A 26,953-nucleotide genomic window follows, 5' to 3' on the forward strand; every position below is an offset into this window, starting at 1 on the left:
CACAACACCGGCACCAGGCGGGCGTACGCGTCAGCGCAACTTGGGGCGCACGTGCAGACCGACCTCGGGATCGACCACGACCTCCTGCATCGCGGCGATGCCGTCCACGCTCACCTGCGCGTCGACAGCGACGTTGCGCTTGAGGAGCGCCAGCGCGATCGGGCCCAGCTCGTGGTGGCGGGCCGAAGAGCCGACCGTACCGATGACCTTCTCACCGAGCAGCACGTCGGAGCCGACGACCGGGAGACGGTTCTCGGTGCCGTCGAGGTGCAGCATCGTCAGACGACGCGGCGGACGACCCAACGTGTGCACGCGCGCGACGGTCTCCTGACCCCGGTAGCACCCCTTGTCCAGGTGCACCGCGGGGCCGATCCAGCCGGCCTCGTTGGGGATCGTCCGGTGGTCGGTGTCGATCCCCAGGCGGGGTGCGCCGCGGGCGATGCGCAGGGCCTCGTACGCCATCAGCCCGGCAGCGGGGCCTGCCGCCTCGGCGTAGGCGAGCAGCGCGTCGCGCGGGACCAGGTCGAAGGTGCCGCCGGACTCCACGTCGGGCACCGGGCGCCAGCAGACCGCCAGATCGTCGACCGAGGAGACCTCGACGCGGGTCATGAACCGCATCCGGTCGAGCCACCCGACCAACGCCTCACCCATGCCGGGCTCGGTGTGCGCGGTGAAGGTCTCGCCGTCGTCGACGCCGACGAAGTGGTGCTCCACGTGGCCCTGCGGGCTGAGGATCAGTGCCTCGGTCCAGACCTTCGGGGCCAACGAGGCGAGGTGCTGCGTGGTCAACGCGTGCAGCCAGCTGAGGCGTTCGGGACCGGTGACCCGGAAGACGTCGCGGTGCGACAGGTCGACGAAGCCGTCCCCGGCCACCAGCGTGCGCTGCTCGACGTTGAACGAACCGTAGTGGGCGGCCACGCGCGCGTCGACGCCGTCAGCAGCGACCGCACCGGTCAGGTCGAGGAAGGGGCTGGTCATCTAGGGCTCCGGGGTTGGGTCTGGACGGGTCGGGTGGGTGTGGGGGTGGCCGTGCTCGTGCGGCGCTGCCTCGACCGCAGCCGAGCAGTCGACGCACCGGCCGAAGATCGCCAGGTGACCCACGTCAGTGACGAAACCGTGAGCGGCCCGCATCTGTTCCAGGAAGGGCCCCGCCTGCGCCGGCTCGACGGAGGTGACCCGCTGGCACTGACGGCAGACCAGGTGGAAGTGCTCCGCCTCGCGGGCCGAGTGGTAGGTCGGCGCCCGGTCGCTCAGGTGCGTGTGGCGGACCAGACCGAGCTCTTCGAGGACCTCGAGATTGCGGTAGACCGTCGAGGTGTTGACCGCCCCCTCGAGGTGGTCGCGCACCTCGTCGGGGGTCGCGTGCCCGAGCGCCTCCACCGCCGCCAGCACCAGCTGGCGCTGCGGGGTCAGGCGGTAGCCGCTGCCGCGCAGGCGTGAGGCGAGCTCATCGGGCACGTACGTCTCCTGGTCGCTGGGCTACTGGTTCGCACTGCGGGCGCGCGGGTGTGGCGGCGGTCAGACCCGCTTGAGCCGGGCCCAGAGGTGCGGCTGCAGGGCCTGGCCCATGGCGGCCATGTCGTAGGCGTACATCAACTCGCCGTTGACGTTGCCGTAGAGGCGCCTGCCGGCAGTGACTTCCTTGGCCGTCTCCGTGCGCATCACGGCGTCGGTGGTCAGCTCCATCTTGCCGTCGGCGGCGGTGCCGTGCCAGAGCTCGCTGATGCCGTTGGCGTGGGTGAGCAGCATCTCGACCGTACCGGCCTCGGGGAAGCGCAGGAAGCCGGTCTCGATCGCGGCGTCGCGCACCCGGTTGCCCTCCTCGTCGGTGATCCACGAGCGCGCCATGTAGTGGAAGAACGGCCGGCCGTCGTGGGTGAAGATCAACTCCTGGCCGTACTCGAACTTCTCGATCGTCGGGTAGTCACCGTGACCGTTGCCGCGCCACGTGCCGAGGAGCCAGGCCAGGGGGCCGGCATTGGGGTGAAGATTGTCGGGGAGTTCGAACGCCATGGGCTCCACTCTAGTGTTGACCCATGGCACGCCAACTCGTCGTCAAGGTCACCTGCGGCACCGAAGACCCCGAACGCCTCAACCAGGCCTTCACCGTCGCCGCCGCAGCCGTCGCCTCCGGGGCCCAGGTCTCGCTGTGGCTGACCGGAGAAGCCGCGTGGTTGGGGCTCCCGGGCCCGGCCGAGGAGTTCGAACTGCCCCTGGCCACGCCACTGGCAGCCCTGCGCGACTCCGTCATCGCCGGCGGCACCCTGACCGTCTGCTCGCAGTGCGCAGCGCGGCGCGAGATCGGCGAGGACGACCTGTTGGCCGGCGTACGGATAGCGGGCGCCGCCTCCTTCGCCGAGGAGATCCTGGGCGAAGGCGTCCAGGCGATCGTCTACTGATGCGGGCAGCCTGATGCGGGCCGTCGTCCAACGCGTCACCTCCGCCTGCGTGGTCGTCGCCGGTGACGTCGTCGGTGAGATCACCCCCGACGCCGGCCCGGGGTTGCTGGTCTACCTCGGCGTCACCCACGACGACGGGCCCGAGCAGGTCGCGTGGATGGCGCGCAAGATCTGGGACCTGCGGATCATGCGCGACGAACGCTCCGCCTCCGAGCTGGCTGCACCGATCCTCGTGGTCAGCCAGTTCACTCTCTACGGTGACGCGATCAAGGGGCGGCGACCCTCGTGGAGCGCCGCCGCGCCGGGGCCGGTGAGCGAGCCGACGTACGAGGGGTTCTGCGACGAGCTGCGCAGGCTCGGCGCCCACGTCGAGAGCGGGGTCTTCGGCGCCGACATGGCGGTGAGCAGCACGAACGACGGGCCGGTCACGCTCATCCTCGAACGCTGAACCGTGCGCCCTCCCCCGCCACCCGCCGCGGCTTCTCCACACCGGTGCGCCGGAGCGCCTTCTCCACACCCGTTCGCCGGAGCGCCTTCTGCTGTTCACCCTGCGGTGCCAGACTGACAGGCATGACGCTCACTTCGCCGCGTGACGGTGTCGCCCCCGACGAAGGCCCCGCTGACAGCACCTCGCGCGAGCACCCCCACGACACCTTCGACGTCGACCCTCCGTACGTGCCCGATGCCGAGGCACTCGCGGCCGTGGCGGCCTTCACCGACCGTTTCGGGGACCGCGAGCTCAGCTGGCTCCGCTTCAACCAACGCGTCCTGGAGCTGGCCGAGGACACGAGCCTCCCGCTGCTGGAGCGGGCCCGCTTCCTGGCGATCTTCACCAGCAACCTCGACGAGTTCTTCATGGTCCGGGTCGCCGGTCTCAAGCGACGCATCGCTGCCGGGGTGGCCGTGCGAGCCGCCTCCGGGATGCTGCCGCGTGAGGTACTCGCAGCCATCCACACCGAGGCCGGGGAGTTGATGCGCCGTCAGGTGCGGGTCTTCGCCGACGACCTGATCCCGGCGCTGCGAGCCGAGGGCATCGAGCTGTGCCGGTGGGAGGAGCTCGACCGCGAGGAGCAGAAGTACTGCAAGAAGTTCTTCAAGGAGCGGATCTTCCCGGTCCTGACGCCCCTGGCCGTCGACCCGGCCCACCCCTTCCCCTACATCTCCGGGCTCTCGCTCAACCTCGCCGTGATCGTGCGCCACCCCAAGACCGGCAAGGAGCACTTCGCCCGGGTCAAGGTGCCGCAGACCTTCAACCGGTTCGTGCCGGTCGGCAACCAGCGCTTCGTGCCGCTCGAGGACGTCATCGCCGAGCACCTCAAGCGACTCTTCCCCGGCATGGAGATCGTCTCCACCCACACCTTCCGGGTCACCCGCAACGAGGACCTCGAGGTCGAGGAGGACGACGCCGAGAACCTCCTCATGGCACTGGAGAAGGAGCTGTTGCGGCGCCGCTTCGGGCCGCCGGTACGCCTCGAGGTCGAGGCCACCATGGACGAACGCATGCTCGAGCTCCTGGTCTCCGAGATCGACGTCTCCCCCGCGGAGGTCTTCCACCTGGCCGGGCCGCTGGACCTGCGCGGTCTGCACGGGATCGCCGACCTGCCCCGCGACGACCTCAGTTACCCGACGTTCGTGCCGTCGACCCATCCCCTGCTCGCCGAGGTGGAGTCGTCCTCCCCGGTCGACGTCTTCGAGGCGCTGCGCCGTCACGGCAACGTCCTCCTGCACCATCCGTACGACTCGTTCGCCACGTCGGTGCAGCGCTTCATCGAGCAGGCGGCGGCCGACCCGCACGTGCTCGCGATCAAGCAGACCCTCTACCGGACCTCCGGCGACTCTCCGGTGATCGACGCCCTGATCGACGCCGCAGAGTCCGGCAAGCAGGTGCTGGTCATCGTGGAGATCAAGGCCCGCTTCGACGAGCAGGCCAACATCCGTTGGGCCCGCAAGCTCGAGCAGGCCGGGTGCCACGTGGTCTACGGCGTCGTCGGGCTCAAGACCCACTGCAAGCTGTCGATGGTGGTGCGCGAGGAGCCGGAGGGCATCCGCCGCTACACCCACATCGGCACGGGCAACTACAACCCGAAGACCGCGCGACTCTACGAGGACCTCGGCCTGCTGACCGCCGACGAGGCGATCGGTGAGGACGTCGCCCACCTCTTCAACAATCTCTCCGGCATCTCCCGCAACGCCCACTACGACCACCTGCTCGTCGCGCCCGAGACCGTGCGTTCCGGGATCGTCTCGGCCATCCACGAGGAGATCGCGCACCACGTCGCGGGACGCCCCGCGCGGATCCGTCTCAAGGCCAACTCCGTGGTCGACGAGGGCGTCATCGACGCGCTCTACCTCGCCTCGCAGGCGGGGGTGCCGGTGCAGCTTCTCGTACGCGGCATCTGCGGCCTGCGTCCCGGGATCCCGGGGCTCTCGGAGACCATCGAGGTGCGCTCGGTGCTGGGGCGCTTCCTCGAACACAGTCGGATCTACTCCTTCGCCGGCGGCGGGGAGCCGACCGTCTGGATCGGATCAGCCGACGTGATGCACCGCAACCTGGACCGCCGCGTCGAGGTGCTCGTACGGCTGCCGCAGGAGTCGATCCGCGAGCGGGTCGAGTCGATGCTGGACCTGGCCTTCGACCCCGGCACGACCGCGTGGGACCTCGGCCCCGACGGCACCTGGACCCTGCACCAGGGTGAGGTGCATCTCCACGACGCGCTCATCGAGCGTCAGCGACGCCGCCGCTGAAACGCCCACGGGTGCCCTGAGTTGCGCCGAGCGCGACAGATGCCCTTAGCATGGCTGGCGTTCTCGTCCTCCTCACCAGGAGTTTCCTGTGGGTTTGAAATTCCGTCCTGTCGACGCGTCATTCTTCGACCTCTTCCATGAGTCAGCCGGTCACATCGTCAGGGGGGCGGGCCTGCTGGCCCAGATGCTCGCTGACGGCGCCGACCGTGAAGCGGTGGCCAAGCTGATGCGTGAGGCCGAGCACGACTGCGACGACACCACGCACCGCATCATCAAGCAGGTCAACTCGACCTTCGTGACCCCCTTCGACCGCGAGGACATCTACGACCTCGCGTCGGGCCTCGACGACATCATGGACATGATGGACGAAGCGGTCGACATGATCCTGCTGTACGAGCCCTCGGTGCTGCCGAGCGAGCTCTCCAACCAGGTCGAGGTCATCCAGCGTTGTGCCGAGCTGACCCACGAGGCGATGCCGCGGCTGAAGTCGATGCGTGACCTCGAGGAGTACTGGATCGAGATCAACCGCCTCGAGAACACCGGCGACAAGAGCTACCGCCGCATCCTGGCGAGCCTCTTCTCCGGCAAGTACGAGCCGATGGACGTCCTGAAGCTCAAGGACATCGTGAGCTCGCTCGAGGGTGCCATCGACGCCTTCGAGAAGATCGCGAACACCGTGGAGCAGATCGCGGTCAAGGAGTCCTGACCTGATGGTACTCGCGATCATCATCGCGGTCGTCGTAGTCGCCCTGATCTTCGACTACACCAACGGCTTCCACGACGCCGCCAACGCCATCGCCACCTCGGTGTCGACGCGAGCTCTGACCCCTCGGGTCGCGCTCGGTATGGCCGCAGTCATGAACTTCGTCGGAGCGTTCCTGGGCCAGAAGGTCGCCCAGACCGTCTCCGACACGATCGATCCGGGCACCGGCGCCCACGCCCTCACCATCGTGATGGCGGGCCTGCTGGGAGCGATCGCCTGGAACATGATCACCTGGTACTACGGCCTCCCGTCGTCGTCCTCGCACGCCCTCATCGGCGGCCTGGTCGGAGCGGCGCTGGCAGCCAGCGTCTATGTCAGCTGGGACACGGTCCGCAACAAGGTCGTCCTGCCGATGCTGATCTCGCCGCTGGTGGCGTTCTCGCTCGGTTTCCTCCTGATGCTCGCCATCATGTGGGCCTTCCGCCGGGCCAACCCGTCGAAGGCGAACCGCGGCTTCAAGATCGCCCAGACCGTCTCGGCCGCCGCCATGGCGCTCGGTCACGGTCTCCAGGACGCGCAGAAGACGATGGGTGTCATCTTCCTGGCGCTGCTCGCCGGCGAGTTCGTCACCCCCGCCGACGACCTGCCGCTGTGGGTCATCTTCTCGGCCGCCGCCGCGATCTCGCTCGGCACCTGGTCGGGCGGATGGCGGATCATGCGGACGCTCGGTCGCCGCATCATCCACCTCGACCCCCCGCGTGGCTTCGCCGCCGAGGCCGTCGCCGCGTCGGTGCTCTACACCACCGCGTACGTCTGGCAGGCGCCGATCTCCACGACGCACACCATCACCTCCGCCGTCATGGGTGTGGGTGCGACCAAGCGCCTCTCCGCGGTGCGGTGGGGTGTCGCCAAGTCGATCCTCTGGGCCTGGGTGCTCACCTTCCCGATGGCCGCCCTGGTCGCGGCACTGTCCTACTGGACCTTGGCGCCGTTCCTGCCCTGATCGGTTGAGCAGCATGGCCCGTTCGGGCCACTCATCCCCCGTTTCCGGGTCACTCCGGGCGGGGGATGACTAGCGTCTGGCCCTGTCTGCATTTCACTTTCAGGGGGCCCTGTCCATGTCCACGTCCAGCACCGCGCCACGCGCTGCACGCTCACGTGCGGCGGCGTTCCCGTCGGCCCGGACCTGGGCTCGCGGAGCCCTGGCCGTCGCGGTGACTTCGGCTGCCTTCCAGGCGCTGCCGGCCGTCGCAGCCCCCGCCCCGCCAGTGATCATCGGGCCGTCAGGCACCGTGACCGGACAGCCGCTCTTGGCCTGGGAGGCCTCAATCGGTGCGACCGGTTACGAGGTCCAGGTCGACGACAACTCCAACTTCACCTCACCCGAGTGGAAGCCTGCGGTGACGACGAACACCGTCTCCGTGCCGTTGGAACCGTTGGCTCGGGGCACCTACACGGTGCGAGTGCGCGCCCGGGACTCCCGCGCGGCCTGGAGCGACTGGAGCGAGAGCTCCTTCACCATGGACGAGACGGACGGACCGGAACTCGTCTCACCCGACCACCGAGCCGAGCTCGCCCAGCCGAATGACACGCCCCTGCTCGTCTGGAAGCCCACGACGGGCGCGCAGAGCTACGTCGTTGAGCTCGACACCGAGCCGGACTTCATCGACCCGACCTCGTACACGACGAAGTCCGCCTCCTTGGCTGTCCCGGCCAACCAGAGCCCCGGCGAGGAGTACCACTGGCGGGTCCGGGCGACGCTGGCGAGCGGCGTCTTCACCGCCTTCTCCGACACCCGGACCTATCAGGTCTTCGCCCTGCCGGCCCCTGAGGTCGTCGCTCCCCGCAATGGCGACGACATCACCGACGTGGTGCTCGAGTGGAAGCCGGTGCCCGGCGCGAAGCACTACAACCTCGAGGTCGACGACGACCATGCGTTCTCCAGTCCCGTCACCGGGGTGCCCGACAAGATCCTCGGCATCCGATACTCACCTACGACGACATTCGGCAACGGCCAGTACTACTGGCGCGTGCGCGCCGTCGACGCCGACGGCAACGAGTCCCCCTGGGTGAAGTTGGCCGACGGAGACCACCACGAGTTCGAGCGGGTCTGGCGCGATACCCCCACCCTGGTCCACCCCTCCGACCCGGCAGTCGCAGAGAACCCCGGGACCGAACGGGCCGTGCAGACGGTCGGCGACGACCTCCACTACGAGTGGACACCGGTGCGGAACGCGTCGCACTACGAGGTGTGGGTCAGCACCGACCCCCACTTCACCACCCCCTCCGCCAACACCAGACAGTGCCTGGTCATGGGGACCACCTACACGCCCGGTGAGCTCAAGGATCCGTGCATGCCCTCGACCGAGGGCACCGTCCACTACTGGAAGGTCCGAGCGTTCGACAAGCCGTACGGGCGTACAGGCGTGGAGGGGATCTTCTCCGAGCCGCAGGCCTTCATCTACAACGACAAGAGCGCGTTCACCCTCCTCACGCCCGCCGCGGGCGCAACCGTGGATGTCCCCACCGTCTCCTGGGAGCCGGTCGACAGCACCGAGAAGTACGTCCTCGAATTCTTCGACGCGACCAACAAGATGGTGCTCAGTGCCACCACCCTCTCCACGTCGTACACCCCTTCCGCGTTCGACCTGGACAAGAGCAGCGCCTACCGGGTGCGGATCAACGCCGTCGACATCTCGGGCAACACCACGGCCATCGCCTCCCGGAGCTTCGGGGTCACGCGCCCTGATGTCGACGAGTCAGCCGACGCGCTGATGCCGGTGAAGAAGGCGCCGACCTACGACGCTCCGTCGTTCTCCTGGTCCCCCCTGGCTGACGAGAATCCCGGCGACAAGAGGATCGGCACCGACCACTACCGGGTGCACCTCCGCGACACCGCGACGCCCGTCTGGTTCCACGAGGACCACGCGCCCCTTCTCTCCACCAAGTGGGAGTTCCCCGCCGCCACGGACGTCTCCGCCGCTCTCCTGAGCGACGGGACCTACGAGTGGTACGTCACCGCCCACGACAAGTCGGGCGCGACGTTGCACACCGGACCGACCGCCACCGCCAAGGTGCTCGCGCTCCCGGCCGTCAGCGGTCACCGCCTCGCCCTGTCGGGCGCCGGGCTCGACGCCGACGACGCCTGCACGAAGTCGCTCGTCACCGGCCCCACGAACTGGTGCGACAGCGTCCCCACCACCCCCGTCCTGGACTGGACAGGGGTCCCGTACGCCTCGTTCTACCGCGTGCACGTCTCGCGGGACAACGATTTCACCAGCGGTGTCCTCGACGGCCCGGCGAGCACGGTCAACACTCGATGGACTCCCCGGGCCGGTCACGCCGCGGCTGCCTTGCCCGACAGCCAGGCCAACACGGCCTACCACTGGGTCATCCAGCCCTGCAAGACCACCACCCAGTGCGGACCTGACCCGCGTTCCATGGTCAAGCCCGCCCAGCACGCCTTCCGGAAGACCTCCCCGCGGGTGGAACTGATCACCCCTGCCGTCCAGGCAGACGTCGACAGCACCGCGGTGAGGTTCGACTGGAAGGACTACCTGGCGACCAACCGCGCCACCACGTACCACGAGACCCGCGAGACCAGCACGCAGTCGGCGATGTCCTACGAGCTCCAGGTGGCCACTGACTCGACCTTCAGCACGGTGCTCGAGACTGCGACCGTCGACCAGACGACCTACACCTCGGCCGGCAAGATGTATCCCGAAGGTCCCCTCCACTGGCGGGTCCGTGCCATTGACGGTCATGGCAACAAACTGGGGTGGTCCGAGACCCGGACCTTCACCAAGTCGAGTCCCGCGCCGGAGCTGCTCGCTCCCTCGGCGGGCGAATCGGTGAGCCTTCACGTCGCCTTCTCCTGGAAGCCGCAGCCCTTCGCCAGTGCGTACGAGATCCAGATCGCGGCCAACGAGGACACCAGTTTCTCCACGGCCAACCTCGTGACCACCACGAAGAGCACCAAGCGGGCCTCCTGGACCACCGGCATCGGGTCCTCCCCGCTCCTGCCCTCAGCGACCCCGTACGTGTGGCGGGTGCGCCGCGTCGACGCTGGCGGCAACCGCGGCAGGTGGACCGAGCCCGAGCGCTTCAAGGTCGTCTCCGCGGACCCGACTCCCCTCACACCGCTCGACGGATCGACTGTCGGTCCGCGGGCGTTGACCCTGACGTGGGAACCGGTCGTCGGATCCACGCGCCACCGTGTGCAGTACCGCAAGGTGGGCGCCTCGACGACCACGGCGGCTGTCACGGCCGCCACGTCCTTCGCGCCGAGCGGGCTCGTGGTCGACACCGACTACGAGTGGCAGGTCGAGTCCCTCGACACCGACAAGCGGGTGCTCGGGCAGAGCAGCTGGCGGAAGTTCACCATCGGCGGACCGCCCAGCCCTGTCGTCGAAACCGACCTCGCAGGCTCGGGGACCCTGGGCACGGACCTGGTCGTCACCGGCCCGACCTGGAACCGCGCAGGCGTCGTCAACACCTACGAGTGGTTGCGCGACGGCGAAGCGATCGAGGACGCCACCGGTGAGCGGTACCGAGTCACCGTCGACGACGTCGGCCGGAAGATCCGTGTCCGGGCCACCGGCGTCTCCTCCGAGTTCGGCGTGGGCACCTCCATCAGCAACACCGTCGAGGGCCAGCCCGGAGCCGGACCGGAGGCCACGGCCACCCCGCGCATCAGCGGGACCGGAGCCGTCGGGACAACCCTGACCTCCACACCCGCCACTTGGCGTGACGACGACGTGCGCGTGGTCCACCAGTGGCTGCGCGACGGCAGCGAGATCCCCGGTGCCACCGCTGGGACGTACGCCGTCACCGCAGCTGACGTGGGCAAGCCCGTCACGTTGCGGGTCACCGGCACCAGGCCCGGACGTCTGCCCACCCTGGTGACCAGCAACGCCGTCCGCGGCGTGCTCGGCGCAGCACCACGCGCCACCACGACCCCGGTCATCGAGGGCGCGGCCAAGGTCGGCAACACGCTGAGCGTCGTCCCCCCGCGGTGGGACGAGTCGGACGCCCACCCCTCCTACCAGTGGCTGGCTGACGGGCGGGAGATCCCGAACGCCACCCAGGCGACGTACGCCATCGCCGACGATGACCTCGACCGCCTGATCTCCGTGCGGGTCACCGCCGAGAAGGCCGGGTACGCGCCCGGCAGCACCACTTCCGCCTCGGTGAAGGTGGGAGTCGGCGAGGCAGCCAAGGCAGAGGTGCGCCCGACCCTCTCGGGAGCGCCCAAGGTCGGAGGCACCCTCAGCGCCGCGACGCCGTGGTGGTCCCTGCCGGGCGTCACCACCTCCTCACAGTGGTTGCGCAACGGCGAGCCGATCTCCGGAGCGAAGGGCCCGACGTACGAGCCGGTCGCCGCCGACTTCGGTCGGGCGATCTCGGTACGCTTCACCGCCGTCCGCCCCGGGTACGCGCCGGGGACGGTCGACTCCGAGCCGGTCACCGTGGCCCTCGGGGACGCGACGTGGTGGCAGAGCCCTGCGACGGTGCACGGCGCCGCGAAGGTGGGATCCACGTTGACGGCCACGCCGCCCACCTGGGCCGCGACGGGAGTCCAGTCCAGCAGCCAGTGGTTGCGTGACGGTCGCCCGATCGCCGGCGCGACCCGCCCCACCTACCGTCTGGCCGCCGGAGACCTCGGCACCCGGATCAGCGTGCGCTACGTCGGCGCGGTCCCGGGCCACGAGGACGCGGAGGCCTCCAGCCAGAGCCTGACCGTCGGGCGCGGCGACGCGCCCGGAGCGACCGGAGTGGAGGCGCCCACCGGCACCGGCAAGGTCGGCGCCACGCTGCGGGCGCCCCAGGTCACCTGGAGCCTCCCGGGTGTCACGCAGTCGCGGCAGTGGTTGCGCGACGGTCAGCCGATCAGCGGCGCCAAGGGCGAGACGTACGTCGTTGTCACCGCCGACGCCGGCCGCTCCCTCGCTGTGGTGACCACCGGCAACCTCCCCGGGCACGCCCCCGGTGCAGTGGCCTCGCCGACGGTGAAGGTGGCCGCGATCGCGACACCGCCCACGGCCGGGAAGGTCGCCTCGCAGGCGACCCTCAAGGTCGCCGAGCGCGTCAGCGCGAAGGGCAAGGCCAAGGCCCGGATCAAGGTGACGGTGAAGGTCAGCGCCAAGGGCACCACCGCCACCGGGACCGTCAAGGTCTACGCCGGCAAGAAGCTGGTCGGCAAGGTCAAGCTCAAGAAGGGCAAGCGGACCCTGCGCCTGAAGAGCCTGCGTGTCGGCAAGCACAAGCTCACGGTCAAGTACGTCGGCTCGAGGAAGGTCAAGGCCTCGAAGTCGAAGAAGAAGACCGTCAGGATCGTCCGCCGCTGACGCAACTGGCGGGTTGATGTCGAGCCGGGAACTCCCAGCACCATCAACCCGCCAGTTTTCGAGCCGAGCCGAGCTGCCGCTCAGCCAAAGCGACCCGAGATGTAGTCCTCGGTGCGCTTGTCGCGCGGGTTGGAGAAGATCGTGCTGGTCAGCCCGAACTCGACGAGCAGACCGGTCCGGTTGCCGGTGGTCTCGTCGGGCCGCGCGGTGAAGAAGGCGGTGCGGTCGGAGACCCGGGCGGCCTGCTGCATGTTGTGGGTGACGATGATGATCGTGTAGTCCTGCTTCAGGTCGAGCATCAGGTCCTCGATCCGCGAGGTCGCGATCGGGTCCAGCGCCGAGCAGGGCTCGTCCATCAGGATCACGTCGGGTCGCGTGGCAATGGTGCGGGCGATGCAGAGCCGCTGCTGCTGGCCCCCCGAGAGCCCGTACGCCGACTGCTTCAGCTTGTCCTTGACCTCGTCCCACAGCGCCGCGCCGCGCAGCGCCTCCTCGACCAGGTCGTCCATGTTGTCGACCTTCATGCCGGTGACCTTGGGGCCGTAGGCGATGTTCTCGTAGATCGACTTGGGGAACGGGTTGGGCTTCTGGAAGACCATGCCGATGTGGGTGCGCACCGCGATCGGGTCGACGCCCTTGGCGTAGATGTTCTGGCCGTGGTAGTTGACCGCCCCCTCGACTCGCGCGCCGGTGACCAGGTCGTTCATCCGGTTCAGGCAGCGCAGCACCGTCGACTTGCCGCATCCCGAGGGACCGATCAGAGCGGTGATGTCGTTGCGCCCGAACTTCAGGTTGACGTCGTGCACAGCGTGGAAGTCGCCGTAGAAGACGTTCAGGTCGCGAGCGTCCATCACCGGGTCCGGCGGGACGAGCGGGAGCTCACCGGGCTGGTCGCGGACTGGCGTGGCGAGTTGGCTCACGGAGTTCTCCGTCCCATGGGGCGTGTACGGGTCGTGGTCGGGCGTGATCGTGATGGTACTGGGAGTCTTGTTCATGAGAATCACCAAGATTTCTGGAACTTGTTGCGGATGAAGATGGCCAAGGCGTTCATGCCCAGAATCATCACGAGCAGGACGATGATGGCGGCGGACGCGGCCACCTGGTACTCCTCCTGGGGCATGGAGGAGAGGTGGTAGATCTGCATCGGCAGAGCGGTCACCTTCGACTCGATGCTGGACGGGTCCCACCGGACCATGGCCATGCCGAGCATCAGCAGCGGGGCGGCCTCACCGATCGCCCGGGACAGGCCCAGGATGGTGCCGGTCGCGATGCCCGGCACCGCCGACGGGAGCGTGTTGCGCCACGTCGTCTGCCACACCGTCGCACCCAGCGCGAGCGAGCCCTGGCGGATCTCCTGCGGCACGGCCCGGATCGCCTCACGGGTGGTGATGACGATGACCGGGAGGATGAGCAGCGCCAGCGCTATCGCGCCGCCCAGCACGATCCCCTTGAACTGATACCCCAGTAGGCCCATCACCGCGACGGCGAGCATGCCGTAGATGATCGACGGGACCGCTGCCAGGTTCTGCAGGTTGATCTCGACCAGCCGGTTGAAGCGGGAGCGCCGGTCGGCGAACTCCTCCAGGTAGATCGCGGCCGCGATGCCCAGCGGGATCGCCAGCAGTGCGGTGAAGGCCATCAGCCAGATCGAGCCCAGGATGCCGGCCCGGAAACCGGTCGTGGACTTGTCGAGCTTGGACTCGTAGTTGGTGAACAGGTTCGCGTCGAAGCGACCGGCGCCGGAGATGGCGGTGTCGACGATCAGCGAGACCAGGACGATCACACCGAAGAAGAGTGAGAACCACAACGCGATCAGGAAGAGGATCGACGCTGGGTTCCGCTCGCGACTGCGACCGTCCGACAACCTGATCTCCACGGTCTCCCGCGCTGACCTCGTGGCGACACTCATCAGTATTCCTGCCTGAACCGTCGGACGGCGGTCACGCTGATCGCATTGATCACGAAGGTGATCACGAAGAGCAGCAGACCGACCGCGAAGAGCATGTTGTAGGAGGTCGAACCGACCGGGTTCTCCCCCTGGGCGGTGATCGCGATGAAGGCGGTCATCGTCATGTGGGGCTCACCCGGGTCGAGCGCCATGTTCTTCACCGCACCACCGGCCATGGTCACGATCATGGTCTCGCCGACGGCGCGGGAGAGGCCGAGGACGACGGCAGCCGCCACCCCGGAGAGGGCGGCAGGCAGGACGACCCGGAGCGTGGTCTGCATCCGGTTGGCGCCCAACGCCAACGAGCCCTGCCGCAGGGCCTGCGGCACGGCTGAGAGGGCATCCTCGGACAGCGAGGCGACCGTGGGGATGATCATCACGCCCAGGACCAGCCCGGCGGCCCAGGAGTTCGTGAAGTTCACGTCGAGGCCGAGCCAGCCCTGCAGCACCACGGGGGTGACGAAGAAGAGTGCGAAGAAGCCGTAGACCACCGACGGCACACCGGCCAGCAGCTCGACGGTCGGCTTGAGCCACTTGCGGGACCGCGGCGAGGCGTACTCGGCCAGGTAGATCGCGGCTCCGAGCCCCATGGGTACGGCCAACGCCAGCGCGATCACCGTGGTCAGGGCGGTGCCGACCATCAGCGGGAAGACCGCGGAGCGTACGGCTCCGGGCTCGTCCGTGGCGGAGAAGAAGTCGCTCAGAGGCACCTCGCGGAAGAAGGCGAGAGCCGGATCGATGAGCGCGGCGATGATCCCGAAGGTGATGACGACCGACAGGAGGGTCGCCATCCTCAGGATCAACTTGATGACCATCTCGCCCGGCCGGCGCTTCGCGCTCAGGTCCGGGGGCGCAGCGGACAGGCCCGCCCCCGAGGGCGAGCCTGCCTGCGTCGTACTGCTCACTGACATGTGGTGTACAGCTGTTCGGCCTGCTGGCGTCAGCCAGCCATGCCGGCGAGCTTCTCCTCGGTCTCGGAGAGTGCTTCCTCGCTCAGGGGGATGTACTGGGCGGTCTCGGCAACGGTGGTCAGGTTCTCGACGTAGAAGTCGACGTAGGCGGCGACGGCCTCGTTGTCGTTGTACTTCGCGTTGTCGACGTAGATGAAGAGCGGACGGGCCAACGGGGAGTACTCGCCAGCCTGGGCGGTCTCCGCGGACGGCTCGACGCAGCCAGCGCCGTCGTCGATGGAGAGAGCCTTGAGCTTGTCGGCGTTCTCCTCGAAGTAGGTGTAGCCGAAGAAGCCCACACCACCCTCGGTGCCAGACACACCCTGGACCAGGATGTTGTCGTCCTCGGAGGCCTCGAAGTCGTTGCGCAGTGCCTCGGTCTCGTGCTGGACGACGTCGGCGGCCATGTAGTCATAGGTGCCCGAGTCGGTGCCGGGGATGAAGCCGGCGATGTCGGTGTCGGGGAAGCTCGCGTCGAGGTCCGACCACTTCTTCGCCTTGGAGTCGGGGCTGAAGAGCTCGACCACCTGGTCACTGGTCAGGCAGTCCACGGCCAGGTCGGGGTGGACGACGACGGTGAGCGCGTCGGTGGCGACCAGCAGCTCGGTGTACTCGACGCCGTTCTCCTCGCAGACTGCTGCCTCTTCGTCCTTGATCGGACGCGATGCGTTGGAGACGTCCGTCTGGCCGGCGCAGAACTTCTCGAAGCCGCCGCCGGTCCCGGAGAAGCCGACCGACACCTCGACGGCCGAGCCCTCCTCGGCGAGCATCTCCTCGGCGGTTGCGCTCATCGGGTAGACGGTCGAGGAGCCATCGACGGCCACTTCGCCGGTGACGTCTCCGTCCACGCTCTCGGCGTCGTCGCCACCACAGGCGGAAAGGACAAGTGCGAGTGAAGCAATGCCGGGCACGATTGCCCGACGCAGAGAAGTGCGAATCACTTCAGGTCTCCTGGATCTCTCAAAGTGTTGTCCAGATGATCGTGAACGCCTCAGGTGACCAGACCCTGCGCCCTTAGTGAACGAAGGGTGAACACGATCGGTCACTCTGGAGTGACCGGCCAGGCCTCCCGGGCCAGCACCTCGCCGCCCCGGTGGTGCACGACCACCATCGCGGACGGCTCGAGCCGACGCGGCTCCAAGCCCAAGGTCTCGAAGAGCAGCGGCAGCACCGGGCGGTGGCTGCACACGACGGACGCCCGTGCTCCGGCGGTCCGTGCGCCCAGAAGCTCCGCGATCCGTGCTGCGTCGACGTCCTCCTCGCTCAGCGCCGGGTCACGCACCACCTCCAGTCCGGCGGCGCTCGCGTACGGCTCCAGCGTCTGCAGGCAGCGCGTCGACGTCGACGACAGCAGGTCGCTCACGCCGTACGCCTGCAGCACCGGCACCAGCGCAGCCGCCTGTGCGTGTCCCTCGTCGAGCAGCGGTCGCAGCCGGTCGTCGCGGTCCCACTTCTTGCGGGGGTACGCGTGGGCGTGCCGCAGCACCACCAGCACCTGGCTGCGGCGCAGGTCGGCGCGGGCCTCCGCCAGCACGGCCCGGTCCCGGCGGTAGGTGAGCCTGTGGAGAGCGTCGTCGAACGGGACCCACTCCACTGCGTCGACCTCGTGGTTGGGCTTGTAGCCCGAGAGATCGTCGTCGCCGCGGACCCGGGCCATCCAGTAGTGCACCGTCTTTCGCCGCAGCCCGGCGACCCGGTAGCGCTGGTCGGCCAACGGCACGCCGAGACGAACCCGCAGACCAGTCTCCTCACGCACCTCGCGCACCGCGCAGGCGGTGACGTGCTCACCGGGGTCGAGTTTGCCCTTGGGCATGGACCAGTCGTCGTAGCGAGGACGGTGCACCAGCACCACCTCGTACCCGCCGTTGCGCTTGCGGACCACGACGGCCCCAGCGGCGATGATGTCGGGCGTCGGCTCAGGACGGGTCCACGGCATGACGTCAGCCTCTCAGGTCAGGCCAGGTCGCGACGGCGCAGGCCCGCCACACCGAGCGCGGTGAGCGCCAGCGCGAGCCCGGTGAGCACGACGAACGCGACCGGCTCGAACGACTCGGCGGGCACCTTGGGCAGATGCCAGAAGGGCGAGAGCCCCGAGATCCCGTCGGGGAAGTCGAGCAGGTCCCCGAGATAGGCCTGGATGAAGGCCCACGCCGTCGGGAGCCAGACCAGGGCCGTCCAGCGCGGCACCCAGCCGTGCAGGGCGAATGCCACCGCAGCCAGGGTCCAGACCGCGGGCAGGGTCCCGAGCGCAGCCCCGAGCAGGGGGCCGACCCGGGCCATGTCGTCGGAGACCAGCCCGTGGGTGAGCCCCACCCCGAGACCGACCGCAACGGCCATGAGCGCCGAGCACCCTGCCGTGACGACGATCCCGGACAGCGCCCACCTGGTGCGCGAGACCCCACCCGCCAACACGGCATCGGCGCGCCCGGACTCCTCCTCGCGGCGCAGACGCAGGGCAGAGACCACCGCGTACGTCGCGACGGTCACGCCCATGAAGTGGGTGACGAAGGAGAGGTAGCCGAGCACCACGTCGTCGATCTGCCCCAGGATCACCTGCCCGACCTCGGGGTTGGAGTCGATCATGGTCCGGACCTCGCGACCCACCGCTCCGAAGACCGCGGCGAGCACCACGAGTCCGACCCCCCAGGCCAGCAGCAGTCCCCGCTGCATCCGGAAGGCCAGGGCCATCGGCGTACGCAGCCACCCGGCCGCGGTGGGACGCCCGGCGCGGGCCTGCAGCAACCCAGCCCCGAAGTCGCGGCGGGCCGCCAGCCAGGCCGCGAGCGCCAGCACCACCGCAGCGAATCCGATCGAGACCAGCAGGGGCCAGCCCTGCGCCCGCTCGCCGAAGGGACGGATCTCGTCCTGCCAACCGAAGGGTGCGAGCCAGGTGAGCCAGTTGTCCTCGACCGCCCCGATCCCGCGGACGATGAAGAGCGCCAGCATGACCAGGATCGCGCCACCCAGCGCCGTACGGGCCGTGGAGGCGACCTGGGCGGCCACCGCAGCAACCGCAGTGAAGGCCAACCCGATGGCGGCCAGACCGGCGCCGAAGAGCAGCGAGGGACCGACCGCAACGCCGGAGAGCGCCAGCACCCCGGCGACCAGCAGCCCGGCGAGCCCGGAAGCGACCGAGGCAAGGGCAAGGGTGGCGGCGAGCGCGGCGTGGCGACCGGTGACAGCACTGCGCACGAGCTCGGCGTTGCCGGACTCCTCCTCACCGCGGATGTGCCGGGTGACGAGGAAGATGACCATCAACGCGACCGTCACCCCGGCCACGGCGGTGATCTCGTAGGCGAGGATGCCGCCGAAGGTGTCGACGTCGTAGGGCGTGCCGCCCATCAACCGGGAGACTGCGCTGTTCTCGACGGTCGCGGCATAACCCGCCTGCTTGACCGGAGTGTCGTAGAAGCCGACGAGCGCGTTGGTCGAGGCTCCGATGACGGCGGTGAGGCCGATCAGCCAGACCGGCAGCCGCACCCGGTCACGTCGAGCCGCGAGACGGAAGAGCTGTCCCGTCCCGGTGAAGGGTCCGGCGGAGCCGTCGCTGGAAGGAGCGGCGGAGGGGCGCTGGACGTCCGGCGCGTGGCCCACGTTCACGTCGGCACCTCGCCGTACTCGTGGAGGAAGAGCTCCTCGAGGGTCGGCGGATGCGCCTGCAACGAAGTGACCCCGAGGTCGGCGAGGTGACGCAGCACGCCGGCGAGATCGTGGCTCTCCACCTCCATCACCAGCCGGCCCCGCTCGAGGCTGAGGTGGTGGATGCCCGCCAATCCGCGCAGGGCAGCGGCGGTCGTCTCGTCGTCGGCGGACGTGTCGGCCACCACCGTCGTACGGGTGTGGTGGCGCAGGTCGGCGAGCGTGCCCGACTGCACGCGACGCCCTGCCCGGATGATGCTGACCCGATCACAGAGCGCCTCCACCTCGGCCAGGATGTGGCTGGAGAGCAGCACGGTGGACCCCTCGGGGCGCGACTCCCGCACCCACGTCTGGAACTCCGCCTCCATCAACGGGTCGAGCCCCGACGTCGGCTCGTCGAGCAGGTAGAGCTCGACGTCGGAGGCCAGCGCCGCCACCAGCGCCACCTTCTGCCGATTGCCCTTGGAGTAGGTGCCGCAGCGTCTGGTGGGGTCGAGACCGAACCGCTCCACCAGGTCGGCGCGCCGCCGCTGGTCCAGGCCGCCGCGCAACCGACCGAGCAGGTCGATCACCTCACCCCCGGTCAGGTTGGGCCACAGGTTGACCTCACCCGGCACGTAGGCCAGACGCCGGTGCAGCGTCGGGGCGTCGCGCCACGGGTCTCCGCCGAGCAGGGTCGCACCCCCCGAGTCGGGCCGCAGCAGCCCGAGCAGGAGCCGGATCGCCGTCGACTTGCCGGAGCCGTTGGGCCCCAGGAAGCCGTGCACCTCACCCGCCTCGACCTCCAGGTCGAACCCGTCGAGGGCGCGTACGGCACCGAAGGTCTTGACGACGTCACGCAGTTCAATGGCGGCCATGCAGCCATCGTGGCAGGTGCGGCCGACACGAAACAGGGGTGAAGCAAGTCCCCCTCAGCGGAAGCGACGCAACCGGAGCGAATTGGTCACCACGAAGACCGACGAGAAGGCCATCGCCGCCCCGGCCAGCATCGGGTTGAGCAGTCCGGCCGCCGCCAGCGGCAACGCGGCGACGTTGTAGGCGAACGCCCAGAAGAGGTTGCCCTTGATGGTGCCCAGGGTGCGCCGGGAGAGTCGTACGGCGTCGGCTGCGGCAGTGAGGTCGCTGCGGACCAGCGTCAGGTCGCTGGCCTCGATGGCGACATCGGTGCCGGCCCCCATCGCGAGGCCGAGGTCGGCGGTGGCTAGCGCTGGCGCGTCGTTGACGCCGTCACCGATCATCGCGACGACCTTGCCCTCGGCCTGGAGGCTGCGTACGACGTCGACCTTGTCGGCTGGCAGCACCCCGGCGATCACCCGGTCGATGCCGACGGCCGCGGCGACCGCACGGGCCGCCCCCTCGTTGTCGCCGGTGACCAGCAGAGGCGTCAGGCCCAGTGCCTTGAGCTGGCGTACGCCCTCGGCGGAGCTGGGCTTGATCGTGTCGGAGACGACCAGCACGCCGCGCGCGTGGCCCTCCCAACCCGCGACCACGGGCGTACGTCCCTCGGCCTCGGCCGCAGCGATCGCGTCGCCCAGCTCGGGCGGGACCTCGTCGAAGAGTGAGGCGCGCCCGACCAGGACGGTGAGGCCGTCGACCTCGCCGCGTGCGCCGAGCCCGGGGAGTCCGGTGATGTCCGTGGCGGTGGGGCGGGTCGGGGTGGCGGCGGTGATCGCGGTGGCGATGGGGTGCTCAGAGCCGGCCTCGACCGCGGCGGCCCGCGCCTGGACCAGCGCGACCTCCTCGCCATCGGCGGCCACGGTCTCGACCCAGGCCATCACGCCGGTGGTGACGGTGCCGGTCTTGTCGAGCACGACCGTGTCGACACGGCGGGTGGACTCCAACACCTCAGGGCCCTTGATCAGGATGCCCATCTGGGCTCCGCGGCCGGTACCGACCAGCAGCGCGGTGGGCGTGGCGAGGCCCAGCGCGCAAGGGCAAGCGATGATCAGGACCGCGACCGCGGCGGTGAAGGCCGCGCTGGCGCCGGCGTCGACGCCGATCCAGAAGCCGAGGGTGCCAGCGGCGAGCAGCAGCACGATCGGCACGAAGACCCCGGAGATCCGGTCGGCCAGTCGCTGCACCTCGGCCTTGCCCGACTGGGCGTCCTCGACCAGACGGGCCATCTGGGCCAGTTGGGTCTCCGAACCGACCTTCGTGGCGCGCACCAGGAGGCGGCCGTGAGCGTTGACGCAGGCGCCGACCACGGGATCGCCCGGGCCGACGTCGACCGGGACGGACTCGCCGGTCAGCATCGAGGTGTCAACCGCGGACGTGCCCTCGAGGACCTCCCCGTCGGCGGCGAACTTCTCCCCGGGGCGTACGACGAACTCGTCGCCGACGCGCAGCTCCTCCACCGGCACAGGGATCTCGCGACCTGCCCGTAGGACCCTCACCTCGCGCGCACCCAGGTCGAGCAACGCCCGCAGCGCCGCACCGCTCTGCCGCTTCGCGCGCTTCTCGAACCAGCGCCCGGCGAGCAGGAAGGTGGTGACCCCGGCGGCGGCCTCGAGGTAGATGTTCATCGCCCCGTCACCGCGTTCGATGGTGAACTCGAACGGGTGCGTCATCCCGGTCTCGCCGGCGGTGCCGAGGAAGAGGGCGTACAGCGACCAGCCGAAGGCCGCCAGCACACCCATCGAGACGAGGGTGTCCATGGTCGCGGAGCCGTGGCGCAGGTTGGCCCAGGCCGCACGGTGGAACGGCCAGGCGCCCCAGACGACGACGGGGGCAGCGAGGGTCAACGAGGCCCACTGCCAGTAGGTGAACTGGAGCGCCGGAGTCATCGCCATCGCGATCACCGGGACGCTGAGCAGCGCGGAGAGGACCAGGCGTTGGCGCAGGGCCTCGACCTCGGCGTCGCGACGATCAACCACTCCCCCCGCGGCCGGCGAAGCGTCGGGGGCGGAGGGCGGAGGCGGGACGGTGGCGGAGTAGCCGGCGGACTCCACAGCCGCCAGCAGTACGTCGAGGCCCAAGTCGTCGCTGTGGTGCACGCGAGCGGTCTCGGTGGCGTAGTTGACGGTGGCAGTGACCCCGTCGAGCTTGTTGAGCTTGCGTTCGATCCGGTTGGCGCAGGACGCGCAGGTCATGCCTGAGATGTCGAGCTCGACCTGGCGTATGCCTGCGGGCTTCGTCGTGAGCGACTCAATCGACATCTGGCGCCTCCGTGCGGGTCTGGTCGTGAGGTGCCTGGCTGTCGCTGTGGCTCTCACCGTGGGTCGGGGCGGGCGTCCGTGCAGGCTCGGGCGTCTGTGAAGACCAGGGCCCGAGGGCTTGGCCGACGCCAAAGGCGAGCAGGAAGACGACGACCACGCCGGCCGCAAAGGTTGCCAGCCGTAACGGCGTACTCATGTCTGTTCCTCTTCTGCTGGATCGTTCGGGTGGTTGCGGCGTGATTCAAGGTGAATCAACGCCGACTGATGATCAGCGCGAATCAGCGACCGCGTAGCCGGCTTCGGCGATGGCGGTCCGGACGGCGAGCGGGTCGAGGTCGATATCGGCGGTGACGGTCACCAGACCGGTCTCGAGGATGACGTCGACGGAGGTGACGCCCTCGATCTCACTGATCTCCTCGGTGACCGAGGCGACGCAGTGGCCGCAGGTCATGCCGGTGACGGTGTAGGTGCTGGTGCTGGTGCTCATGGCTGCTCCTGGTGTGCGTTGAGGGGTGGTGGTGGTGGTGGTGAACTGCCGGACCGGCGGGCGTCACTTCACGAGGCGACCGATGGCGGCCATGACCTCGTCGATCTTCTCGCCCGCCTCGTCATCTCCTGCGCGGGCAGCGGAGACCACGCAGTGACTCATGTGCTCACTGAGCAACGCGAGGCTGACAGCTTCCAGAGCCTTGGTCATGGCCGCGACCTGGGTGAGGATGTCGATGCAGTACTTCTCCTCCTCCACCATGCGCTGCAGGCCGCGCGCCTGCCCCTCGATGCGCTTGAGGCGCTTGAGGTGGGCGGACTTGTCGCTGATGTACCCGTGTTGGTGTTCCACACCTCATGCATACCCCTGGGGGGTATCGAAATCAAGGGCAGCGGTGGGAAATGGCGCGAGCCCCGCCACCAGGTGGTGGCGGGGCTCGCGGGCGGTCCGCGGGTGGGACCGAAGCTTTGTGTGAGGGTCAGCGTTGGTGCGGGATCGGCACCACGCCGAGCAGACGATCGATCTCGTCCTGGCTCAAGCGATCGTCGGACTCACTCGCAGCGACGATGAGCATGGTGGTCATCTCGACCTCGCCCAGCAGGTCGCCGTCCTCGAGCGTGACATCGAAGGGATCTGACACCCATGGCCTCCTGACCTGGTCGACCCAATTGCACGCGGGCTGACGGCCCATGGTCGTCTGGGCCCCGCGTCTAACTTGAGAACAATCGTGCCCTCTCGTGGGCGCAATAAAACCGGAATCCGGAAAAACCCCCCCAGATGAGGGGGTCTCGGCATGGCCCGATGTGACTCTTGACAATCCATCAGGGGCGGGGGCACCGGAGTCCCCCGCACAGGGTCTCGCAGAACGCAACCGAGGCCCCACCCTTGCGGGTGGAGCCTCGGTCAAATGTCTGAGGACAGGTGCTGTCCTTCAGCTCACTCGATCAGATCGCGTGAACGTTCTCCGCCTGGGGACCCTTGGGGCCCTGCGTGACGTCGAACTCGACCTTCTGGTTCTCGTCGAGGGACTTGTAGCCCTGCGACTGGATCGCCGAGTAGTGCACGAAGACGTCGTCGCCGCCGTCCTCCTGTGCGATGAAGCCGAAGCCCTTTTCTGCGTTGAACCACTTAACGGTGCCCTGAGCCATTGCTCTGTACTCCTTGATATGAGGCGAGAGTTCGTCAATTCAACGAACACACACCAGATGCGGTGACACGTCGCCCCTACCTCGGGTCCTACCCGCTGAAGAAACGCCGTTGGATCACAAACTCCGCGGGCGTCTACCTGCTGGAACTTGCACCTGTTGCGCGCCAAACACTACCAAGATTCAGCCGGAGGTCCAGCCCCTGCGATGACCATTTGGGGTCCGATCGGTGAACTGACCGTCACACGTGAATGTCGAGTTGCAGCACTCGTCGATCAATAAGTTGTCCGGGTCCCTGCCTGGCCCGGCGCGCAATGCGAGAATGCGCGAATTGCGCATGCCATGTCTCCCGGGGGTGAGAGACGCATAGAGTGCTGCCGCAGTCTGACGCATCGCCACGGGGGGACCCATTCATGGACGAACCACAGATCGACGACCCCTGCCCGCAGTGCGGGTCCCGGGCGGGAGACGCGACTCATGAGTGCGCAGGGCCCGCCCCCGACGCGGAGCCGGAGGGCGGCAAGCCGTCAGAGGGTGGCCAGACAACTGGCGGCCAGACAAGTGGCGGCCGGGCCACCGAGGGAGACCAGGCAACTGCGGGAGACGCGCCGACGCGCATCACCATTCCTGCCGGGCTCTGGGGCACCGGACTCTTCAAGACCGTGCCCGTACGTCGCCCCACTGAGCCCGTGGTCAGCGGTTCACTCCTTCACCGTCCCTCCGACCTGCCCGGGACGGAGGAGTCGGCGGAGGAAGCCAGCGATGCAGCCGAGGGCGAGCCAACGGAACCGACGGATGACGCCGACGAAGCCCCGGTGGACGAGGCGACTGAGCCGACGGATGACGCCGACGAAGCCGCGGTGGACGAGGCGACTGAGCCGACAGATGACGCCGACGAAGCCGCGGTGGACGAGGCGACTGAGCCGACTGGGGCTGTCGAACCAGGGCACGCGGTCGATTCCGACGAAGAGCCCAGGGATGTGGGCGACCGATCGGTGATCGACGACTCCCTAGTCGTGCCGGCCTTCCTGATCGCCGCAGCTGAAGGCCGCGTCGATGGTGACGACGACGCGTCCGCACCCGAAGACACCTTGACGACCATCTCTCCCGTCCAGACGGAAGAGGAGGCAGCGCCTGAGGACGTGGCCACCCCGCAGGCCCCTGCCCTCCCCGCGATCCTGGCCAACGACGCCGCCGTCGCCGCTGCCCAGGGATCCGGCGACGCGGAGCCCGACTCCGAGGAGGCCACCGCGGAGGAGGCCACCCCCGAGGACACCGGCGAGGACACCGCCGACGACCCTGGCGACCCTGGCGACCCTGGCGACCCTGGCGACCCTGGCGAGCAGCCCACCCCCGACGAGAGCGCCGACGAGGACGACCCGGCCGAGGCACCTGCACCTGAGGAGATCGCCGACGAGCTCGGGACCGATGCCCAGCAGCCCATCTCCGTCGAGGAGCCCGCGATCCCGGCCATCCTGGCCAACGACGCCGCAGTCGCCGCCGCCCAAGGATCTGGCGGCGCGGAGCCCGTCGACGAAGTGGGGACCGCCGAGGAGCCGGTCGAAGTGGGGACCGCCGAGGAGCCGGTCGAAGTGGGGACCGCCGAGGACGCCGAGGACGCCGACGAAGAGTCAGGCGCCGACGCCGACGAGCCCGCCCAGGAGCCCGCCGAAGAACCCGTCACCGAGGACGCCGCCGAAGAATTCGACGGAGAGATCGACGGAGGGATCGACACCGAGGAGCCCGCCGAGTATCACCCGGGCGACCCCGAAGCGGCCCGAGCAGCACTCCTCGCGATCCTCTACCCCGAGTCGAGCACCACCAGCGCAGATGCTCCTGAGTCCCCCGAGTCCAGCGAGTCCCCCAAGAACGTCGAGGCGATGCCGCTCGTCGCTCCACCCGACGCGCCCGCTTCACCCGACGCGCCCGCTGGACCCGCACCACTCTCCCCCCTCCCCCCTCGCACGTCACTGGCGTCGCTCCGGCACCAGGACGGTGACGACTACGAGGATGAGGACGAGGACGAGAGGCCGCGCGGGCGTGCTGCCCTCATCGGGATCGGTTTCCTCGTCATCCTGATCGCCGCATCCACAGGGGGATGGTTCTGGTGGCAGCACCAGCAGGACGCCCCGGTGCGTGACGCCTTCGCGACGTCGCACGGCGGCTTCATCGAGGTCGTACAGGGGCTGGACGAGGCCACGACCCTCGAGGACGTCGCTGCCGTCGGCACCGCCCTGGGCGAGTTGTCCGACGAGTTCGAGGAGACCACTGCCGCCGCCGATGGTTCGAGCACCGAGGTGGCAGTCGCCGCGCGGCGCGCCACCCTCGCCGAGCGAGAGGTCGCCACTGCCGGCGCCTATCTGTCCGAGTTGAGCACCGACAACTTCTCCCCGTGGCTCGAAGCACGTGGTTCCCTCACGTCCGCGCTCGAGGGTCTTGACTCCGTGAGCGCCGACGTGGCCAAGGCGGGCGGCGAGGCCGATGACCTTCCCGGGGCCGACCTGGCCGAAAGGGTTGCTGACCTCATCGGCGCCCAGGCCTCCGAACTCGCGGTCGAGAAGACCGACATGATGCTCGCCGACCTCCGCGCGGCCGAGCGCGTCGCCGACGTACGTGCCGTGGGCACCGATGCTGCCGGGAGCGCGGACGCCCTGCGCACCGCCGCCGCCGGTATCGGCGCCGAGACGGACGCCGAGGAGCTGGTGCAGCACACCGAGCTCCACACCCAGCTGGGCAGGCTCGCCAACCTGCGGCCCAACAATCTGTCTCGCTGGCCAGGCATCCGGGACCGGCTCGTCGCCGACGTCGCTTTCCTGCCGGACTCCGGAGCCGAGGCCGAGGAGTCCATCGCCCGGGCCGACAAGATGCTCGGTGAGGCGACCAAGACCTGGGAGACCTGGCAGCGCGAGTTGGCTGAGGCCAAGGAGGCCAAGGAGGCCGACCTGGAGGCGCTCAGCGAGATCGAGAGCACCGTGCAAAGCGTGAGCACGGACTACGCCGCCCTCGACTCCTCACTCGGCGCCCTGATCCGTCGCGGCGACACCCTCGAGAGCAACGGCCCGGAGGGGGACGCGTACGCCCGGCTCTCCGGGGCAGCCCAGGCCCGCGACCGGCTGCGCAACTCGCTCTCCGCGCTGGACGTTGCGGAGTCGGTCAGCGACGAGCTCGACGCCATCTCCAGCGCGCTGGGGGCCAACACCGACTCCGTACGCGCGGCTGCCGGGGCCGCCTCGAGGTGCGCGGATGACTGCGTGCTCACCGACACCGCCGGCTGGAACGACATGGTCCGGGCCCGGATCGGTCAGGGCACCCGGCTCGACGCGGCGGTCGCGGCCCTGGCGCCGGCAGTCACGGAGGCCCGCGAGGAGATCACCGAACGCAAGTTGCCCAAGCGTCCGAAGATCTGAGACCCCGCAGAGCCACGACGACAGACGG

Annotated in this window: 23 protein-coding genes; 7 read left to right on the plus strand and 16 right to left on the minus strand. The window is 69.1% G+C overall.

Features of this window, described 5'->3' with window-relative positions; all coding sequences use genetic code 11:
- Window positions 1-30: 30 nt before the first annotated feature.
- The 3 genes from ygfZ to DNK52_RS04875 are packed head-to-tail and all read right to left on the minus strand — an operon-like array spanning window position 31 to window position 2,013.
- Window positions 31-978: a CAF17-like 4Fe-4S cluster assembly/insertion protein YgfZ gene (ygfZ, locus tag DNK52_RS04865; RefSeq protein WP_110239791.1), complete on the minus strand. Its 948-nt coding sequence runs from the start codon at window positions 976-978 to the stop codon at window positions 31-33.
- Window positions 979-1,458 carry a Fur family transcriptional regulator gene (locus DNK52_RS04870; protein ID WP_110239792.1) on the minus strand — a complete coding sequence of 160 codons (480 nt, stop codon included), beginning with the start codon at window positions 1,456-1,458 and terminating at the stop codon, window positions 979-981.
- A 60-nt stretch (window positions 1,459-1,518) separates the two neighbouring features.
- Window positions 1,519-2,013 carry a heme-binding beta-barrel domain-containing protein gene (locus DNK52_RS04875; RefSeq protein WP_110239793.1) on the minus strand — a complete coding sequence of 165 codons (495 nt, stop codon included), beginning with the start codon at window positions 2,011-2,013 and terminating at the stop codon, window positions 1,519-1,521.
- 23 nt (window positions 2,014-2,036) lie between these two features.
- On the opposite strand from DNK52_RS04875, the gene DNK52_RS04880 reads away from it, so the two are divergent.
- The 6 genes from DNK52_RS04880 to DNK52_RS04910 all read left to right on the plus strand — a co-directional run bounded on the left by DNK52_RS04880 (window position 2,037) and on the right by DNK52_RS04910 (window position 12,194).
- On the plus strand, window positions 2,037-2,399 hold the full coding sequence (locus DNK52_RS04880) for a DsrE family protein (RefSeq protein WP_110239794.1): 363 nt from the start codon (window positions 2,037-2,039) through the stop codon (window positions 2,397-2,399).
- 13 nt (window positions 2,400-2,412) lie between these two features.
- On the plus strand, window positions 2,413-2,847 hold the full coding sequence (dtd, locus tag DNK52_RS04885; RefSeq protein ID WP_110239795.1) for a D-aminoacyl-tRNA deacylase: 435 nt from the start codon (window positions 2,413-2,415) through the stop codon (window positions 2,845-2,847).
- A 122-nt stretch (window positions 2,848-2,969) separates the two neighbouring features.
- Window positions 2,970-5,144 carry an RNA degradosome polyphosphate kinase gene (locus tag DNK52_RS04890; RefSeq protein WP_110239796.1) on the plus strand — a complete coding sequence of 725 codons (2,175 nt, stop codon included), beginning with the start codon at window positions 2,970-2,972 and terminating at the stop codon, window positions 5,142-5,144.
- 88 nt (window positions 5,145-5,232) lie between these two features.
- A complete protein-coding gene (locus DNK52_RS04895; protein ID WP_110239797.1) occupies window positions 5,233-5,850 on the plus strand; it encodes a DUF47 domain-containing protein in 618 nt (205 codons plus the stop codon).
- Window positions 5,851-5,854: 4 nt separating this feature from the next.
- Window positions 5,855-6,850: an inorganic phosphate transporter gene (locus DNK52_RS04900; protein WP_110239798.1), complete on the plus strand. Its 996-nt coding sequence runs from the start codon at window positions 5,855-5,857 to the stop codon at window positions 6,848-6,850.
- Between the two features lie 115 nt (window positions 6,851-6,965).
- Window positions 6,966-12,194, plus strand: coding sequence for an Ig-like domain repeat protein (locus DNK52_RS04910; RefSeq protein ID WP_162598612.1), 5,229 nt, complete (start codon window positions 6,966-6,968; stop codon window positions 12,192-12,194).
- A gap of 80 nt (window positions 12,195-12,274) precedes the next feature.
- Here DNK52_RS04910 and pstB read toward each other — a convergent pair whose 3' ends face one another.
- The 13 genes from pstB to cspE form a co-directional block, all read right to left on the minus strand.
- On the minus strand, window positions 12,275-13,045 hold the full coding sequence (gene pstB / locus DNK52_RS04915; protein ID WP_204163401.1) for a phosphate ABC transporter ATP-binding protein PstB: 771 nt from the start codon (window positions 13,043-13,045) through the stop codon (window positions 12,275-12,277).
- A 149-nt stretch (window positions 13,046-13,194) separates the two neighbouring features.
- Window positions 13,195-14,103: a phosphate ABC transporter permease PstA gene (gene pstA / locus DNK52_RS04920; RefSeq protein WP_110239802.1), complete on the minus strand. Its 909-nt coding sequence runs from the start codon at window positions 14,101-14,103 to the stop codon at window positions 13,195-13,197.
- On the minus strand, window positions 14,103-15,053 hold the full coding sequence (pstC, locus tag DNK52_RS04925; protein ID WP_110239803.1) for a phosphate ABC transporter permease subunit PstC: 951 nt from the start codon (window positions 15,051-15,053) through the stop codon (window positions 14,103-14,105). The genes pstA and pstC overlap by 1 nt, the downstream gene beginning before the upstream one ends.
- A 29-nt stretch (window positions 15,054-15,082) precedes the next feature.
- On the minus strand, window positions 15,083-16,033 hold the full coding sequence (locus tag DNK52_RS04930) for a PstS family phosphate ABC transporter substrate-binding protein (RefSeq protein WP_110239804.1): 951 nt from the start codon (window positions 16,031-16,033) through the stop codon (window positions 15,083-15,085).
- A 101-nt stretch (window positions 16,034-16,134) separates the two neighbouring features.
- Window positions 16,135-17,028 (minus strand): NUDIX hydrolase, encoded by an 894-nt coding sequence (locus tag DNK52_RS04935; RefSeq protein ID WP_110239805.1) that lies wholly within the window; start codon window positions 17,026-17,028, stop codon window positions 16,135-16,137.
- A 17-nt stretch (window positions 17,029-17,045) separates the two neighbouring features.
- Complete coding sequence (locus tag DNK52_RS04940) at window positions 17,046-18,692, minus strand: ABC transporter permease (RefSeq protein WP_110239806.1); 1,647 nt, start codon at window positions 18,690-18,692, stop codon at window positions 17,046-17,048.
- On the minus strand, window positions 18,689-19,588 hold the full coding sequence (locus DNK52_RS04945; RefSeq protein WP_110239807.1) for an ABC transporter ATP-binding protein: 900 nt from the start codon (window positions 19,586-19,588) through the stop codon (window positions 18,689-18,691). The genes DNK52_RS04940 and DNK52_RS04945 overlap by 4 nt, the downstream gene beginning before the upstream one ends.
- 54 nt (window positions 19,589-19,642) lie before the next feature.
- Window positions 19,643-21,886, minus strand: coding sequence for a heavy metal translocating P-type ATPase (locus DNK52_RS04950; RefSeq protein WP_110239808.1), 2,244 nt, complete (start codon window positions 21,884-21,886; stop codon window positions 19,643-19,645).
- The gene (locus DNK52_RS04955; RefSeq protein WP_110239809.1) at window positions 21,876-22,082 is read right to left on the minus strand and encodes a hypothetical protein; all 207 of its coding nucleotides are present in this window, start codon (window positions 22,080-22,082) and stop codon (window positions 21,876-21,878) included. Before DNK52_RS04955 ends, DNK52_RS04950 begins: the two co-directional genes overlap by 11 nt.
- A 72-nt stretch (window positions 22,083-22,154) precedes the next feature.
- Window positions 22,155-22,373 carry a heavy-metal-associated domain-containing protein gene (locus tag DNK52_RS04960; protein ID WP_110239810.1) on the minus strand — a complete coding sequence of 73 codons (219 nt, stop codon included), beginning with the start codon at window positions 22,371-22,373 and terminating at the stop codon, window positions 22,155-22,157.
- 63 nt (window positions 22,374-22,436) lie between these two features.
- Entirely contained in the window at window positions 22,437-22,724 is a 288-nt protein-coding gene (locus DNK52_RS04965) for a metal-sensitive transcriptional regulator (RefSeq protein ID WP_110239811.1), read from the minus strand.
- Window positions 22,725-22,851: 127 nt separating this feature from the next.
- Entirely contained in the window at window positions 22,852-23,013 is a 162-nt protein-coding gene (locus DNK52_RS16100; RefSeq protein WP_204163367.1) for a hypothetical protein, read from the minus strand.
- A 304-nt stretch (window positions 23,014-23,317) separates the two neighbouring features.
- Window positions 23,318-23,521 carry a transcription antiterminator/RNA stability regulator CspE gene (gene cspE, locus DNK52_RS04970; RefSeq protein WP_110239812.1) on the minus strand — a complete coding sequence of 68 codons (204 nt, stop codon included), beginning with the start codon at window positions 23,519-23,521 and terminating at the stop codon, window positions 23,318-23,320.
- Window positions 23,522-23,931: 410 nt separating this feature from the next.
- Between cspE and DNK52_RS04980 the strand changes: the two genes are divergently transcribed.
- Window positions 23,932-26,925, plus strand: coding sequence for a hypothetical protein (locus DNK52_RS04980; protein WP_162598613.1), 2,994 nt, complete (start codon window positions 23,932-23,934; stop codon window positions 26,923-26,925).
- Window positions 26,926-26,953 lie beyond the last annotated feature (28 nt).

Origin of the sequence: Nocardioides gilvus (genome assembly GCF_003194605.1) — a bacterium.
GTDB lineage: Bacteria > Actinomycetota > Actinomycetes > Propionibacteriales > Nocardioidaceae > Nocardioides > Nocardioides gilvus.

Bases quoted from the DNA above. Each gene is read 5' to 3' on its own strand.
- pstC (WP_110239803.1), bottom strand. From the start codon at position 15,053: ATGTCAGTGAGCAGTACGACGCAGGCAGGCTCGCCCTCGGGGGCGGGC.
- DNK52_RS04880 (WP_110239794.1), top strand. From the start codon at position 2,037: ATGGCACGCCAACTCGTCGTCAAGGTCACCTGCGGCACCGAAGACCCC.
- DNK52_RS04875 (WP_110239793.1), bottom strand. From the start codon at position 2,013: ATGGCGTTCGAACTCCCCGACAATCTTCACCCCAATGCCGGCCCCCTG.
- DNK52_RS04950 (WP_110239808.1), bottom strand. From the start codon at position 21,886: ATGTCGATTGAGTCGCTCACGACGAAGCCCGCAGGCATACGCCAGGTC.
- cspE (WP_110239812.1), bottom strand. From the start codon at position 23,521: ATGGCTCAGGGCACCGTTAAGTGGTTCAACGCAGAAAAGGGCTTCGGC.
- DNK52_RS04960 (WP_110239810.1), bottom strand. From the start codon at position 22,373: ATGAGCACCAGCACCAGCACCTACACCGTCACCGGCATGACCTGCGGC.
- ygfZ (WP_110239791.1), bottom strand. From the start codon at position 978: ATGACCAGCCCCTTCCTCGACCTGACCGGTGCGGTCGCTGCTGACGGC.
- DNK52_RS04945 (WP_110239807.1), bottom strand. From the start codon at position 19,588: ATGGCCGCCATTGAACTGCGTGACGTCGTCAAGACCTTCGGTGCCGTA.
- DNK52_RS04980 (WP_162598613.1), top strand. From the start codon at position 23,932: ATGGACGAACCACAGATCGACGACCCCTGCCCGCAGTGCGGGTCCCGG.
- DNK52_RS04890 (WP_110239796.1), top strand. From the start codon at position 2,970: ATGACGCTCACTTCGCCGCGTGACGGTGTCGCCCCCGACGAAGGCCCC.
- dtd (WP_110239795.1), top strand. From the start codon at position 2,413: ATGCGGGCCGTCGTCCAACGCGTCACCTCCGCCTGCGTGGTCGTCGCC.
- DNK52_RS04935 (WP_110239805.1), bottom strand. From the start codon at position 17,028: ATGCCGTGGACCCGTCCTGAGCCGACGCCCGACATCATCGCCGCTGGG.
- DNK52_RS04955 (WP_110239809.1), bottom strand. From the start codon at position 22,082: ATGAGTACGCCGTTACGGCTGGCAACCTTTGCGGCCGGCGTGGTCGTC.
- pstA (WP_110239802.1), bottom strand. From the start codon at position 14,103: ATGAGTGTCGCCACGAGGTCAGCGCGGGAGACCGTGGAGATCAGGTTG.
- DNK52_RS04900 (WP_110239798.1), top strand. From the start codon at position 5,855: ATGGTACTCGCGATCATCATCGCGGTCGTCGTAGTCGCCCTGATCTTC.
- DNK52_RS04910 (WP_162598612.1), top strand. From the start codon at position 6,966: ATGTCCACGTCCAGCACCGCGCCACGCGCTGCACGCTCACGTGCGGCG.
- pstB (WP_204163401.1), bottom strand. From the start codon at position 13,045: ATGGACGCTCGCGACCTGAACGTCTTCTACGGCGACTTCCACGCTGTG.